This window comes from Kitasatospora atroaurantiaca, from assembly GCF_007828955.1.
GTDB lineage: Bacteria > Actinomycetota > Actinomycetes > Streptomycetales > Streptomycetaceae > Kitasatospora > Kitasatospora atroaurantiaca.
The window spans coordinates 7,334,081-7,347,720 of the sequence record NZ_VIVR01000001.1; the positions used below are offsets into that span (position 1 = coordinate 7,334,081).

Annotated in this window: 12 protein-coding genes and 1 pseudogene; 4 read left to right on the plus strand and 9 right to left on the minus strand. The window is 74.4% G+C overall.

The genetic code is table 11. From position 1 onward, the window contains the following. Positions 1 to 12: 12 nt before the first annotated feature. The 4 genes from FB465_RS32845 to FB465_RS32860 all read right to left on the minus strand — a co-directional run bounded on the left by FB465_RS32845 (position 13) and on the right by FB465_RS32860 (position 3,269). A complete protein-coding gene (locus tag FB465_RS32845; protein ID WP_170290741.1) occupies positions 13 to 405 on the minus strand; it encodes a cell division protein SepF in 393 nt (130 codons plus the stop codon). A gap of 260 nt (positions 406 to 665) precedes the next feature. Next, positions 666 to 1,175: a DinB family protein gene (locus tag FB465_RS32850; RefSeq protein ID WP_145796463.1), complete on the minus strand. Its 510-nt coding sequence runs from the start codon at positions 1,173 to 1,175 to the stop codon at positions 666 to 668. Between the two features lie 73 nt (positions 1,176 to 1,248). After that, positions 1,249 to 2,676 carry an ABC transporter substrate-binding protein gene (locus FB465_RS32855; RefSeq protein ID WP_145796464.1) on the minus strand — a complete coding sequence of 476 codons (1,428 nt, stop codon included), beginning with the start codon at positions 2,674 to 2,676 and terminating at the stop codon, positions 1,249 to 1,251. Then, positions 2,667 to 3,269, minus strand: coding sequence for an MTB12 C-terminal domain-containing protein (locus FB465_RS32860; RefSeq protein ID WP_246193022.1), 603 nt, complete (start codon positions 3,267 to 3,269; stop codon positions 2,667 to 2,669). Before FB465_RS32860 ends, FB465_RS32855 begins: the two co-directional genes overlap by 10 nt. Positions 3,270 to 3,479: 210 nt before the next feature. Between FB465_RS32860 and FB465_RS32865 the strand changes: the two genes are divergently transcribed. The 3 genes and pseudogenes from FB465_RS32865 (at position 3,480) to FB465_RS32875 (ending at position 7,401) form a co-directional block, all read left to right on the plus strand. After that, complete coding sequence (locus tag FB465_RS32865; protein ID WP_425461228.1) at positions 3,480 to 3,986, plus strand: hypothetical protein; 507 nt, start codon at positions 3,480 to 3,482, stop codon at positions 3,984 to 3,986. A 6-nt stretch (positions 3,987 to 3,992) separates the two neighbouring features. Continuing rightward, positions 3,993 to 6,742 (plus strand): annotated as a pseudogene (locus FB465_RS32870) (ABC transporter permease subunit). Next, on the plus strand, positions 6,739 to 7,401 hold the full coding sequence (locus tag FB465_RS32875; protein ID WP_145796466.1) for an ATP-binding cassette domain-containing protein: 663 nt from the start codon (positions 6,739 to 6,741) through the stop codon (positions 7,399 to 7,401). Before FB465_RS32870 ends, FB465_RS32875 begins: the two are co-directional and overlap by 4 nt. 71 nt (positions 7,402 to 7,472) lie before the next feature. Here the strand turns inward: FB465_RS32875 and FB465_RS32880 are convergent, their stop codons facing one another. The 5 genes from FB465_RS32880 to FB465_RS32900 all read right to left on the minus strand — a co-directional run bounded on the left by FB465_RS32880 (position 7,473) and on the right by FB465_RS32900 (position 12,314). Beyond that, positions 7,473 to 8,132 (minus strand): TVP38/TMEM64 family protein, encoded by a 660-nt coding sequence (locus FB465_RS32880; protein ID WP_145796467.1) that lies wholly within the window; start codon positions 8,130 to 8,132, stop codon positions 7,473 to 7,475. 96 nt (positions 8,133 to 8,228) lie between these two features. Next, positions 8,229 to 8,960, minus strand: a complete 732-nt coding sequence (locus FB465_RS32885) for a hypothetical protein (RefSeq protein WP_145796469.1) — start codon at positions 8,958 to 8,960, stop codon at positions 8,229 to 8,231. 53 nt (positions 8,961 to 9,013) lie between these two features. Then, on the minus strand, positions 9,014 to 9,967 hold the full coding sequence (locus tag FB465_RS32890) for a deoxyribonuclease IV (protein ID WP_145796471.1): 954 nt from the start codon (positions 9,965 to 9,967) through the stop codon (positions 9,014 to 9,016). Positions 9,968 to 10,177: 210 nt separating this feature from the next. Continuing rightward, positions 10,178 to 10,849, minus strand: coding sequence for a hypothetical protein (locus FB465_RS32895; RefSeq protein WP_170290742.1), 672 nt, complete (start codon positions 10,847 to 10,849; stop codon positions 10,178 to 10,180). A 271-nt stretch (positions 10,850 to 11,120) separates the two neighbouring features. Beyond that, on the minus strand, positions 11,121 to 12,314 hold the full coding sequence (locus FB465_RS32900; RefSeq protein WP_145796474.1) for an MFS transporter: 1,194 nt from the start codon (positions 12,312 to 12,314) through the stop codon (positions 11,121 to 11,123). 84 nt (positions 12,315 to 12,398) lie between these two features. On the opposite strand from FB465_RS32900, the gene FB465_RS32905 reads away from it, so the two are divergent. Further along, positions 12,399 to 13,580, plus strand: coding sequence for an ROK family transcriptional regulator (locus FB465_RS32905; protein ID WP_145796476.1), 1,182 nt, complete (start codon positions 12,399 to 12,401; stop codon positions 13,578 to 13,580). Positions 13,581 to 13,640: the final 60 nt, after the last annotated feature.

The following is a 13,640-nucleotide window of genomic DNA, read 5'->3' on the forward strand; positions in this document are numbered from 1 at the left end:
AAGCGGTTCGGGTCAGCTCTGGTTGTAGAAGCCCGAGTCGTCGAGCGGCCGGTCGATCACGGTGACCTCGACATCGGCCGGGGTGAGCAGGAAGACCCGGCGGGCGATCCGCTCGATCCCGCCCTGGGTGCCGAAGACCAGCCCGGACGCGAAGTCGACCATGCGCTTCGCCTCGGCGTCGCTCATCTCGGTGAGGTCCATGACGACCGGGGTGCCCGAGCGGATGTGCTCGCCGACCACGCGGGCCGCCTCGAAGCCGGTCGGCTTCAGGGAGACGATCTTCGCCGGCGCCGGCACGGCGGGAACCGTCTCCTGCGTCGCCCACGGGTCGTCGTACACCGCGGCCGGGTAGTTACCGGAGGGCATCAGCCACCCGTTGTGGTGCTCGTCGCGAAGTGCTCCCATTGCCGCGCCTCCCTGCCTCGTCCCGTACTCGTCCCCCGGGTGTCCGCGCCCTTTTGACACGTCATCCACTCGTCGGAACTGTCCGAGTATCGCACTGATCACCGCTCCGGTGCCTGCTCGCGACCGCCGTACGAGTTGTGGCGTGCAGGCTCTGGAGACACCTGTTGCGACGCCGCAGGTCGACATACGGTTGCGCGCGTAGACCATATCGGCGTACGTCAGGCAATAGTTGACTATCTGTCAACAGTAATGTAACGGCTTCACTCCCCGGTGGTGCCGTCGACCAGTTCCCGCAGCAGGTCCGCGTGTCCGTTGTGGCGCGCGTACTCCTCGATCATGTGGACCAGGATCCAGCGCAGCGTGACGTCCTCGCCCCGGCGCTGCCGCTTGCCCACCGTCTCCAGCGGAAGCCCGGCGGCCGCGGCCCTGGCCAGCTCGATCTGCTCCTGCCAGGTGGCGAAGGCCTCGGCCGGATCGGCCGTGTCGACGCCGTTGAAGTCGCCGTCCGGGTCCTCCTCGGACCAGTAGATGCCCTGGGTGAGCTCGTCTCCGCCGAGGATGCCGACGAACCAGTGCTGCTCGACCTCGGCCATGTGCCGCACCAGGCCGAGCAGCGAGAGGGTGGACGGCGGGACGGAGCGCAGCCGGAGCTGGTCGGCCGTCAGGCCCTCGCACTTGAGGGCGAGCGTCGCGCGGTGGAAGTCGAGCCAGGCGGACAGCATCGCCGTCTCGTCGGCGGCCATGGGGGGATCGATGCGGGGTGTCGTCATGTCGGCCATCCTGGCGTAGACCACCGACAGGCGGTACCGAATTGTCCGCAGCACGGCCCTCGCCGCAGGGCGGTCACGGCCGGTAGGGGAGCTCGGGGACGTCGAAGCAGGTGGTCGTCATGTCGGCGACCTCGGTGACCCAGCCGCCGTGCCCGGCGTACGCGGTGTCCTGCCACCGGGCCGCGTTCAGGCAGGCCCTGGTGGTGCCGGTGGGCGGCGGGGTGGGGACGAAGGAGGCGGGCAGCAGCAGCCCGTGGGCGTCGTAGGGCTCGGTACGGTTCATGAAGCGCTCGACGCACTCGCGGGTCAGCCCGGTACCGCAGGAGTCCATCGCGTCGGTGAGCCACTGGGCGCCGGCCCACCCCTCCAACTCCCAGGCCGACAGCAGGTTCTCGCGGTCCGGGTACCACCGGGTCATGGCGTCGCGGAACTCCTTGACCGCCGGGTAGCGGACGTCCTCGTAGTTGCGGCTGGCGGAGGTCGCCCACAGGGCGTTGCGACAGGTCGGCGAGGCGCGGTAGTCCTCGCGGACGGACTCCGACCAGTTCTGGACGTTGGTCACCTTGGCCGCGATCCGAACCCCGGCGGCGTCCAGCGCACGGCAGAGCGCCGCGTTGCCGCGGGTGTCCATCGCGTCCAGCACCAGCTGCGAGCCGTCCGCCTTGACGGCGGCGGCCACCGACTGGAAGTCCGGCAGCGCGAAGTCCACCGTCTGGCGCAGGACGCGGTAGCCCTCCGCCGTGAGGCCCTGGACCAGCTGGTTGGCGTAGCGGGCGGAGTCGGCCTGGTTGTAGGCCACCACGGCGGCGCTCCGCGCATCCAGCCGCTCCTTGAAGAAGCGGTAGATCTCGGGGGTCTGGTACAGCGTCCCGTTCCAGCCCACCGCGCGGCCGTCGCGCGGCGCGCTGCTGCCGTAGATGCCGTAGAGGTGCGGCCAGCGCTCGTACGCCGTGCCGATCGGCTGGCCTCCGACGTCCGGGACGGCCTTGCCGCTGACGTACGGGGCGCCCGCGTAGTTCAGGACGCTGCCGGAGGAGAACGCGAAGACCTGGTCGCGGTCGGTCAGCTGGTGCACGCAGTCCTGGTTGCCGACGCCGCTGCCGCTGTCGTCGCAGGTCAGGACCTTGACGGTGCGTCCGTGCAGGCCGCCTCGGTCGTTGAGGGAGCGGAAGAAGGCCTGGGCGCCGAACAGCGGGCCGCTGAAGGTCTCGCTGCCGACGGGGCTCGTGCGGGAGGTGACGATGCCGATGCGGATCTCGGTCGGGGTGACGCCCGTGTCGGTCGCGCCGCCGGGAGCGGGCGTGGCCGGCCCCGGCGCGAAGTCGCTCTCCGGCAGGCGGCTGCCGCACCCGGCGAGGAGCACACCGGCGGCGCAGACCCCGGCAAGGAGGCGGGCCGCGGAAATCGTCCGGCGGGTTGCGCCGTCCGTGGGACGTGCGGACGTCCGAGGCCGCCGACGCGGGTACGCGTCGGCGGCGCGGCGGAACACGGTCAGCTGCATCCGGGGAGCGCGGTCGCCCCGCTCTGGGTGACCAGGCCGCACAGGGTCGCCCGGGAGACCTTCCAGGTGCCGTCCACCAGCACGGCCTTGCCGCTGGCGCTGGGCTCCACCACGGTCCCCTGCAGGGAGAGCGAGTACGTGACGTCGGCGGTGGTGGGCGAGGTGAAGGCGACGTTGGTCACCTCCGCCTTCACCTGGCCGACCCGGGGGTCCTGGGAGAAGCCCTGGAGGAGGGGCAGCAGCTGGTCGCCGTTCTCCAGCAGGGCCGCCTTGTCAGTCAGCGTGGTCGACGGGTCGAAGAACTTCTCCCAGTTCTGCTTGACCTGGGCCGCGGCCGCGGCCTGGTCGGCGGGGGCACTGCCGCTCGCCGAGGCACTCGGGGAGGCACTGGCAGAGGCGGAAGCGCTCGCAGACGCCGACGGCGACGCCGACGACGAGCTCTTGCTGCTGCTGCAGGCCACGGCGGTGGCGGTCAGCAGGAGAGCCAGTAGGGCGCCCGCGACCCGTCTGCCGCTCCTGGGGCCGGGTCGAGGGCCCGGATCGGGCACGTCCTGCTGCCGGTGCTGCTGCTTCTCGCTCTGCGTCATGTCCATGGGCTCTCTCACCGTCGGTGTCCGGGCCCGGGCAGGGCATTCGGCGGATCTCCACTGGATTCCACCGCTCCGAGCCGGTGTGTCCGGGGTGCTGGTCCAGGCTGTTCCTGGAAACGTCTCAACTGACACCATGAAGGCGGATCTATGGGCGAATCGCAATTTGAGGGAGAAACCGGGCAGAGTGCCATCAAGCCGACGGCCTCGGCCCGAGTGGCAGGTGGACTTCGCTCCTTCGTCCGAGCGCTGCGCGAGTGGCCCGGTTGGTTCATCGCGGCGGCCGGCGTGGTGCTCTGCGTGATCGGCTGGTACGGCGTCTCGGGCGAGCGGTTCGCCGCCCGGCAGCTGCCCTACCTGGCCTCGGCGACCGTGCCCGGGGCCGCGCTGATCGTGGCCGGCGCCGTCCTGGTGACCGCGCGTCCCTCGGGCCGCGGGGGTGGGAACGACCTGACGGACCGCCGGGTCGAGCGGCTCTACGCCCTGCTGGTCGAGCCGGCGGAGGAGCCCCGAACGGCCGTCGAGGCCCCGTCCGAGGAGCAGCGGCCGGGCGAGGCGGGACTGCTGGCCCTGCCGGAAGGGACGCTCTACCACCGCCGAGGCTGCCCGCTGGCGGCCGGCAAGGACCGGGCCGAGACCGTCGACGCCGACCGGGTGAGGGAGCGCGGCCTCGCCCCCTGCCCCGTCTGCGACCCCGGCCCGCCGCCCGGCGACACGGACTGACCCCTCATGGCGGACTCCGACTCCCTCAGCCTCACGGTGGACCTCGCCCTCGCCGGGCTCACCGTGGGCAGCGCCGCCGCACTCAGCGGTATCGGTCTGGTGGTCACCCACCGGGCGACCGGTGTGCTCAACCTCGCGCAGGGCGCCCAGGCGATGGCCACCGCCTACCTGCTGCGCGAGCTGGTGGTGGTGCAGCACTGGCCGACCGGCCTGGCGGCCGTCTTCTGCCTGCTGATCGCCGCCCCGGCACTGGGCGTCCTGCTGGACGTCCTGGTCTTCCGCCCCCTGCAACGGCGCGGCGCGGGCCCTGCCGAGACGATGGTGGCCTGCCTCGGGGTGTTCGTGCTGCTCATCGGCACCGTGGTGCTCGTCTGGGGCACGGCACCGCTCTCGGACGTACCGTCCCTGGTCCCGTCCACGCCGATCACCCTGCCCGGCGGGCACGTACTGCGCCTCGACACCGCGGTGGAGCTCGGCACGGTCCTCGTCCTCGCCCTCGGGGTGGCCGCCGTCACCCGCTTCACCGCCTTCGGCACCCAGCTGCGCGCCGTGGTCGACAACCGGCGGCTCGCCGAACTCGCCGGGGTGGACGCCGACCGGGTCTCCTCGGCCGGATGGGCCTTCGGCTCCTTCGCTGCCGGTCTGGTCGGGGTGCTGCTGGCGCCGTACCTGCTGCTCGACCCGTACGGGCTGCCGCTGCTGGTCATGGAGACGATGGCGGTGGCCGTCGCGGCCCGGCTGCGGAGTCTTCCGGTGGCCGTGGTCACCGGGCTGGGACTCGGGATCCTCCAGAGCGAGCTGACCAGGCTGCGGCCCGCCGGGAACCTGCTGCCGCTGGTCCAGGCGGTGCAGACGAACCTCTTCGTGATCGCGCTGCTGGTCGCGGCGCTCTGGGCGGGGACCGGCGACGCCGGCGCGCTCGGCGGCGGCCCGGCCGGCGGCGGGACCGTGCGCGGAGCTGGAAAGGGCGCGGCGGCGCGGGCCGCCTGCGTGGTGCTGGTCCTGCTGCCGCTCGGCTTCCAGGGTGACGACCTGCGCCGGGCCCTGCTCGTACCGGCGCTCGCCCTGGTCCTGCTCTCGGTGGTGGTGGTGACCGGCTACGGCGGGCAGGTCTCGCTCGGGCAGGCCGGCTACGCGGGGCTCGGCGCCCTCGGGACGGCGCTGCTGATGTCGGGCCGGATCCCCGGACTCCCCGCCATGCCCGCCGTCCCGGCGCTGCTGCTCGCCGTCCTCGCCACCGCGCCGCTGGGGCTGCTCACCGGCTGGCCGGCCATCCGGCGGAGCGGTCTCGCGCTGGCCCTGGTGACCTTCGCGGTCGGTACGGCGATGAGCCGGTTCGTCTTCGACCAGCCGTACGCGACCACCGGGCTCACCCTCGACCGGCCGGCCTTCCTGGAGGGTGACCGGGCCTTCTACGCCGCCGAGTTGGTGCTGCTCGGTGCCGGGCTGCTGGTGGTTCGCAACCTGCACCGCGGGCGGCTGGGGCGGGCCCTGACGGCGATGCGGGACCACCAGGCCGGAGCCTCGGCGGCCGGTGTGGACGTACCGCGGCTCAAGCTGCTCGCCTTCACCGCAGGGGCCGGGCTCGCGGCTCTGGGCGGGGCCTTGATGGGCCTCGCGGGGCGGGCGTTCGACGCGGCGGCGTTCGACCCGGTGCTGGGCCTGGTCTGGTTCGCCACCGTGGTGGTCGCGGGCGCGGACAGCGCCGTCGGCGCCGTGCTGGCGGCCGCGCTGCTGATCGGCCTGGACGCCGGCACCGAGGCCGGGGTGTCGGCGGTGGTGGTGGGCGCGCTGGCGATGGCCCTCGGACGGATGCCGGGCGGACTGGCGGGGGTGGCCGCTCGCACCGCCCGGGCGGCGCGTCCCGGGCCGGCAGGCCTTGAGGCGGCTCGCGTCGGGTGGTCGGCCGAGCGGCTCAGCCCGGTGGGCGTGCGCGTCCGGGAGCTGATCACCCGACGGCAGCAGGATGCGGAGGCGCGGCGGTGAGCAGCGCGGGGAACAGCGTCCGGCTGACGGCCCGTGGGGTGGTGCGGCGCTTCGGCGGGATCACGGCCGTCGACGGTGTCGACCTCGCCGTCCCGCCCGGCCGGATCACCGCGCTGATCGGCCCGAACGGCGCCGGCAAGAGCACCCTCTTCGACTGCCTGAGCGGCACCGCCCGCCCCGAGGCAGGCCGGGTGCTGCTCGGCGGGCGGGACATCACCCGGCTGCCCGAACACGCTCGCGCCCGGCTGGGTCTGGCCCGCACCTTCCAGCAGATCGCGGTCTTCCCGACCCTCAGTGTCGCGGCGAACGTCCGAGTCGGCGCCGAGCAGCACGCCGGCGGGCTGGTCCGGGGACTGCTGGGGCTGCCCGCTCCGGGCAGCGAGCAGGCGGGGGTCGCGACGGACCGGGCGCTCGCCCTGCTCGGCCTCGCAGCCGTGCGGGACCTGCCCGCCGGCGACCTGCCCGCCGGGACGCTGCGCCTGCTGGAGCTGGCCCGGGCGCTGGCTGCCACGCCCAAGGTCCTGCTGCTGGACGAGCCGACGGCCGGGCTCGATGCGGCCGAGACCGCCCGGCTGGGCGCCGTGCTGCGGGCGCTGGCCGCGGAGGGGATGGCGCTCCTCCTGGTGGAGCACGACACCGAGCTGGTCGCGGAGCTGGCCGACGTCGTGTACGCGATGGCGGCGGGCCGGGTGCTGGCTCACGGCCCGACGGCCGCGGTGCTGGCCGATCCTCGGGTCGGCAGCGCGTGGGGAGAGGCGGGGATCAGGTGACGGTGGAGGCGGAGCTGCGCGGGGTGCGGGTGCGCTACGGCCCGCTGGAGGCCCTGCACGGCGTGGACCTGGCCTTCCCCGCAGGCCGGGTCACCGTGCTGCTGGGACGCAACGGGTCGGGGCGGACGACCGCGCTGTCCGCACTGGCGGGCGTGCTGAGGCCGTCGGCCGGGCGGGTGCTGTGGCGCGGCCGGGAGGTGAGCGGCGTCGACGCCTACCGCCGGGCCCGGCTCGGGCTGGCGATGGTCCCCGCCGAGCGGGCGGTGTTCGCTTCGCTGACCGTCGCGGAGAACCTGCGGCTGCCGGGGCCGGGGGGTGGGGAGGAAGCCGCCGGGGAGATCTTCCCGGAGCTCGCCGAGCTGCTCGACCGGCAGGCGGGGACGCTGTCGGGCGGTCAGCAGCAACTGGTGGCGCTTGGCCGGGCGCTGCTCGGCCGGCCCCGCCTGCTGCTGCTGGACGAACCGGACCGGGGGTTGGCCCCGGCGGTGACCGCGCGGCTGCACGGGCTGCTGCTCGACGCCGCCCGCGAGGGCCGGACGGTGGTGGTCGCGGCTCAGGTCCTGCCCCGGACGCTGGCCCCGGAGGCCCTGGTCCATGAGCTGCACCGGGGGCGGGTCGTCTTCTCGGGCGAGCCGGGGGAGCTGGCGCGAGACGGGTGATGCCTCGTCAGGCCAGGGCCGGGTCACTCCAGGGCCCCGTCACTCCAGGGCCCTGTCACTCCAGGGCCCTGTCAGGCGAGGGCCCGGGATCGGCGGGAGGAGCGCCAGAGGGAGGCCAGGCTCAGTGCGCCCATCAGGGCGATCACGCTGGCGGAGACGAGGAAGGCGGGCGAGCCGGGCGAGTCCGCGCTGGCGCCCGCGACGACGTACGCGGCGGTGCCCGGCACCACGCCCAGCGCGGTGGCGGCGGCGAACGGCGCGGCCCGTACGCCCGAGAAGGCCGCGCCGTAGTTGGCGGCCTGGAACGGGATGCCGGGGATCAGCCGGAGCAGCAGCACGCTGCGGAAGCCCTGCTCGGTGAGCCGACGGTCCAGCGCCGCCAGCGCCCTGGCCTTGAGCAGCGGGCGCAGTGCGTCCCGGCCGAGCGCCCGGCCGAGGCCGAAGGCGACCACCGCGCCGAGGGTGGTGCCGGCGACGGCGAGGGGCAGGCCCTGGCCGACGCCGAGCAGCAACCCGGCGGCCGCGTTCAGGGCTGGCTTGGGCACGAACGCCAGCGTGGCCAGGGCGTAGACGGCGAGGAAGGCGGGCAGCCGCCACAGCCCGGGCGCGCCGGCCGCCAGCAGCTGCGTCGGGTCCCAGAGCAGCAGCGAGCCGGCCGCGGCGGCGAGGACCGCCAGCAGCAGGGCCAGCCGCAGCCGGGGCGCGCGGGCGGGGCGGGGGGCTTCGGACACCTGGTGAGCCTAAAGCCTGTCCGGCCGATCTCGGGCATGCGGTCAGGCATGCCTCTGGCTACCCCGCTGCCTCACCATTGGCCGGTCGGTCTTCGCTCAGACCCTCCGCCGGTGCTCCCCGCGCAGCACCAGGGCGGGCGCCCGGTCGTCGTACGCGCCGCAGCCGGTGGCCGCCCACGGCGACCACTGCTGCGGCACCGCGTAGTACGGCACCAGCACGCGAGGCGATTTGCGCCCGGCGGCGCCGGCCGGGAGCAGGGCGGGCAGGACGTCGGGTGTCTGGCCGGCCAGGATGGCCCGTCGGCAGGCGGTGCAGGCGGGTCGGCGGTCGGCGGCCGCCTCCCGGGCGCCGAGCCTGCGGCGCTGCCGTTCCCGCTTGGGGCTCCTGGTGGGCGTTGGCGGCACGGGCGCGTGCAGCGGGTTGTAGAAGCAGCGCACGACGGGCGGGCCGGGCCGGACGCCCGCATGGGCGGCGTGAGCTGCGGCGAGGCGCTCCACCGCCCGCTCGGCGAGCACGACCGCCGCCGTCAGGTCCGGCAGGTCCGAGGCCTCGTCGAGGAGCTTGCCCGCCGCCTCGTAGGCCTCCAGGGCCCAGAGGTAGTCGCGCCGGGCGGCCTCCTCCTCGGGCGGCAGCCGCAGCTCGGCGGCCCGGAAGATGTCACCCGCCGCCGCGACCCGCTCGCTCGCGAAGCCGGTCAGCCGGTCGCGCAGGACCTCCCACTCGCGCAGCACGAGCTCCTGCTGATCCTTCGACAGCCGACGGCCGGGTGAGCGCTGTTCGGGCCCGGCGTCGCGCAACAGCCTGACGAACCACCAGCGGCGGAACACCTGGCCTCCTCCTTGGATGACGTGAAGCCGCCCATTGTCCGCCCGCTGCGCCGCTACGGGAAGGCGGGGCCCGCCTTGGCCCGCAGGTCCTTGAGGAGCGCGATGTCCTGGGCGTGGCGGGCGCCCTCGACGCGCTGGGGGTCGTGGCGGCCGTCGGGGGTCTCGATGATCAGCGGTACGCCCTCGGTGGCCGGGTGCGCGAGGAGTTCACCGAAGGCGGCGGCGCCGATGTGCCCGGCGCCGATGTTGGCATGCCGGTCCTTGCGGGCGCCGACCAGGTCCATCGAGTCGTTGGCGTGGATCAGGCGCAGCCGGCCGGGGCCGACGGCCGCCACGAGCGCGTCCAGGGTCTCGGCCGTGCCGCCGGGTGCCGCCAGATCGTGGCCGGCCGCGAAGGCGTGGCAGGTGTCGAGGCAGACACCGACCTTCGGGTGGTGGTCCAGAGCCTCGGCGTACGCGGCCAGGTCCTCCATCCGGGAGCAGAGCGAGTTTCCCTGCCCGGCGGTCGGTTCGAGGAGCAGCCAGGGGGTGTCCTCGCCGAGCGCGTCCAACTCGTCAAGCAGCGGCCGGACGTCCTCCCGTACCTGGGCCATGGCCTCCGCGTACCGCGAGCCGCCCACGGCGGAGCCGGTGTGCACCACGACGCCGAGGGCGCCGATCTCGTGCCCGCGCCGGAGCGAGTGGCGCAGCGACTCGGCCGAGTGCTCCCTGGTCGCGGGGCTGTCGGAGCCGAAGTTGATGAGGTAGGGCGCGTGCACGTACGCCGGGATGCCCTCCGCCGCGCAGGCCGCGCGGAACTCCGCGTCCCGCACCGGATCGCCCGCGGGCGTGGCCCAGCCGCGCGGGTTGGCCACGAAGACCTGCACCGCCTCCGCCCCGACCCGCCGCGCGTACGCCAGCCCGGTGCCGACCAGCCCGCGCCCGGCGACCGGGACGTGCGCGCCGACAGGGTTGCGGCCGACGGGGTCGGATGGCGGCTGAGCTGGGGCGTTCACGGGCGTGGGCATGGGAGCGAGGATGCCATGCCCGGGTCGAGGCGCCGTCAGCGGTGGGGGTCGACGGTGGTCTCGACGTGTTCGGCGACGGCGACGGCCAGCAGGCGGGCGCTGGGCGTTGCGGTGCCGGAATTCGCGGTTGCCGTGGTGGCCACCACGTTGGTGAACTGATCAGGGACGTCGCGCCGGTCGACGACGCCCGCGATCGCGCCCTGTGACCTGTCAGGGGAAGAACTGCCGCATCAGCGGATCCTGCATGTTCGTCCACACCGTGTCGCCGTAAGTACTCGGCTGGGCGAGGGCCTCATGCGTCGTGGACGCGCCGATGTTGTACTCGGTGGCGACGATCTTCACTGCGCGCTCATTGGCGCCGAACGCCGCCTGCGTCAGGCCGGGGTAACGATTGGACCGGTTCTTCAGGCGGGCCAGCAGCCGCGCCGCCGTCGTGATGTTGCCGCGCGGCCAGGCAAGGAGGGTGAGGATCTCCCGCTGCTGCGCGGGACTCAGGCCCAGGTAGTTCGCCAGGGCGCGTCTGCGGCCGGGTTCCCGGTCGTTGCGGTCCTGTTCCACCCACGGGGTCGCGCCCGTGACCGTCGCCGCTGTGCTCGGCTTGATCTGTCCGACGCCGATCGACGCGTTGAGGACATCGGCCTCGGGTGCACCGCCACGCTCCCGCTCACGGACCGCGGCGTCGGAACGGGCGAGTTCCCGCTCCCGCGCCGCGCGGGGCGACTGGCCGGGGAGCGGTGGTGTGTTGGCGATCTCGTTCCGCAGAAGCGAGGCCAGGAAGAGCGAGGTGATGCCGTTTGCGCCGGTGCCGGCCGCCGCCTCGATGACGTACCCGCGGAAGTCGGTCATCAGCTCTGCCGTGGCCGCGGCCTCCTGGTCGATCATCGGCGCCGGGATCCTCGGGTCACGGGCGACTGTGTCCTGGTCGAGCGCGACCGTGCCGAGCGTGGTCGGGCCCGTCTGGACGCGGCAGGTGAGGCGGTACTGCTGGTTCGCGCCGGGCAGCCGCAGCGACACCGTCGGGGCGGAGGTCGTCACCTTGGCGACCACACCACCCGATTCGGGGCATTGGGGCCCGGCCGTCCGGTCACCGCGGTGGTCCTGCAGGTGGCAGTCACCCGCTTCGCGGCCCCTGGGCCGGCCCTGCCCGTCGACCTCACCCGGCGCGTTGAAGGCTGACGGGCTCGGGCGACTTCTTGGACGGGGAGCTCTGCCGCAGGGCGCCGGCGCTCACCACCAGACAGGCGGTGAGCGCCGTCACCACGGCGAAGGAGACGGTGAGCGAGCTGGCCTGGGCGATCGCGCCGATCACGGCCGGGGCGACCAGGCCGGAGGTGTACGTGATGGTGGCGACGCCCGCGATCGCCTGGCTCGGGTTGGGGCCGCTGCGGCCGGCCGCAGCGAAGGCCAGCGGGACGACCACCGCGATGCCGATGCCGATCAGGGCGAACCCCGGGATGGCGAGGTACGGCGTGTCCGCCGCCACCACGAGCACGCCGCCGAGCGTGGCGACGGCCCCGCTCAGGCGCACCGCGCGGACCGGGCCGAAGCGGCGGATCAGCAGGTCCCCCGCGAGGCGGGCGATGGTCATGGTGGCGGCGAAGGCGGTGTAGCAGGCGGCAGCCGTACTGGCCGAGGAGCCGGTGACGTCGCGCAGGTAGACACCGCCCCAGTCCATGCTGGCGCCCTCGGCGAAGACGGCGCAGAAGCCGACCAGGCCGATCGCCAGCGCCGAGCGCGGCGGCAGCGCGAAGCGCGGGGGAGCCTCGGCCTCCGCCTCAGGGCGGACGTCGAGCAGGCCGCCGCAGACCAGCTGGGTGAGGGCCGTCAGAACGAGGGCGGTGACGGCGAGCTGCAGGCGCGCGTCGAACTGCTGATGCGCCGCCAGCACGCCGAAGCCGGAGGCGACCAGGCCGCCCGCGCTCCACATCCCGTGCAGTCCGGACATGATCGAGCGGCCGAGTCGCTGCTCCACCTCCACGCCCTGGGCGTTCATCGCCACGTCGGCCATGCCGGCCGTCGCGCCGTACGTGAACAGGGCCAGGCAGAGCACGGGGAGATTGGGGGCGAGGGCGGGCAGCGCGAGGGCCAGGCACCAGAGCGTCATCAGGCCCCGGACGGCGGCGCGGGCGCCGTAGCGGTGCACGAAACGCCCGGCCAGCGGCATCGCGAGCGAGGCGCCCAGGGCGGGGGTGACCAGCGCCAGCCCGAGCTGGCCCGGGCTGAGGTCCAGGTGGTCCTGGATCCACGGGATGCGGGTGACGAAGCTGCCGGTGACGGCGCCGTGCACGGCGAAGACCAGAGCGATGCTCACTCTGGCCCGCCTGACGCTCTGCCTGTCCTGGTCCATTCTCGTCCCCTCCCCGTCGTGGTGGTGTGTCGCTAAACTATCAGGCAGGGACCCTGATAGAAACCTCTGGAAAGATGCTTCCTCATGACCACCGCGCGCACGGCCACCCCGAGCACCGCCCGCGCCATCAACGACCGGCTGGCGCTCAACCTGCTGCTCAGTCAGGGCCCCCTGACCGCGCCCGAGCTGCGCACCCTGACGGGGCTCTCCCGGCCCACCGTGGCCGACCTGCTGGAGCGGCTGCAGCGCGGCGGGCTGGTCGCGATGGTCGGCGAGCGCGGTGAACAGCGCCGCGGCCCGAACGCGCGGCTGTACGCCCTGGTCGCGGACCGCGCGCACCTCGGCGGCATCGACGTACGCTCCACCGGCGTCACCCTGGTCGTCGCCGACCTGACGGGCCGTACGCTGGCCACCGCCGAGATCCCGGCCCAGCCCGGCTCCGACGACCTGGCGGACCGTACCGTCGGCACGCTGCTGGAGACCGCCCGGTCGGTCGGCGCCGACCGGCTGCACACCGTCGCCGTCGGCGCACCCGGCCTCGTCGACCCGGCCACCGGCGAACTGGGCAACTCCGGCAAGCTCCCGCGCTGGCACACCGAGCTGCTGGCCGCCCTGCGCGCCCTGCCCGGCACCGAGGTGATCCTGGAGAACGAGGTCAACCTGGCCGGCATCGCCGAACACCGGATCGGCGCGGCCCGCGACCGCGACACCTTCGTCCTGCTCTGGCTCGGCCACGGCGTCGGCGCCTCCGTCATGCTGGACGGGCGGCTGCGCCGGGGCGCCTCCGGCGGCACCGGGGAGATCGGCTTCCTGCCCGTGCCCGGCACCGTCACCCTGCCCAGCGCGACCGGCTGCGAGGGCGGCTTCCACTCGCTGGTGGGCAGCCAGGCGATCTGCGAGCTGGCCCGCCGGCACGGGCTCCCGGTGCCCGAGAGCGGCCAGGCGCCGCAGGCCGAGGCGGTGGTACGGGCCGCAGTCGGCGGGGGGCCGGCCGGTGCGGCGTTCCTGACGGAGCTGGCCGAGCGGATCGCGGTCGGTGCGGCGGCCGTCTGTGTGGTGCTCGACCCCGGCTGCCTGGTCCTGGGCGGCGAGGTCGGCCGGGCCGGCGGCGCGGACCTGGCGAGCCTGGTCGAACGCCGGCTGGCGGGGCTCTCACCCCTGCGTACGGAGGTCCGCGCCGGGACGGCCGGCGGCGGGGCGGTCCTGGCGGGTGCGGTGCTCACGGCAGGCGACGCGGTCCGCCGGGACCTCTTCGGGGAGCCCTAGCTGCTCGGATCGGAGCAACCCCAGGGGGCGCGGGGAACTGCGCGAGAATCGGAAGGCAAC

What these genes read in the sequence shown, in the direction of transcription:
- FB465_RS32845 (WP_170290741.1), bottom strand. Translation starts at nt 405, where the DNA reads ATGGGAGCACTTCGCGACGAGCACCACAACGGGTGGCTGATGCCCTCC.
- FB465_RS32850 (WP_145796463.1), bottom strand. Translation starts at nt 1,175, where the DNA reads ATGACGACACCCCGCATCGATCCCCCCATGGCCGCCGACGAGACGGCG.
- FB465_RS32855 (WP_145796464.1), bottom strand. Translation starts at nt 2,676, where the DNA reads ATGCAGCTGACCGTGTTCCGCCGCGCCGCCGACGCGTACCCGCGTCGG.
- FB465_RS32860 (WP_246193022.1), bottom strand. Translation starts at nt 3,269, where the DNA reads ATGGACATGACGCAGAGCGAGAAGCAGCAGCACCGGCAGCAGGACGTG.
- FB465_RS32890 (WP_145796471.1), bottom strand. Translation starts at nt 9,967, where the DNA reads ATGCCCACGCCCGTGAACGCCCCAGCTCAGCCGCCATCCGACCCCGTC.
- FB465_RS32895 (WP_170290742.1), bottom strand. Translation starts at nt 10,849, where the DNA reads ATGATCGACCAGGAGGCCGCGGCCACGGCAGAGCTGATGACCGACTTC.
- FB465_RS32900 (WP_145796474.1), bottom strand. Translation starts at nt 12,314, where the DNA reads ATGGACCAGGACAGGCAGAGCGTCAGGCGGGCCAGAGTGAGCATCGCT.
- FB465_RS32905 (WP_145796476.1), top strand. Translation starts at nt 12,399, where the DNA reads ATGACCACCGCGCGCACGGCCACCCCGAGCACCGCCCGCGCCATCAAC.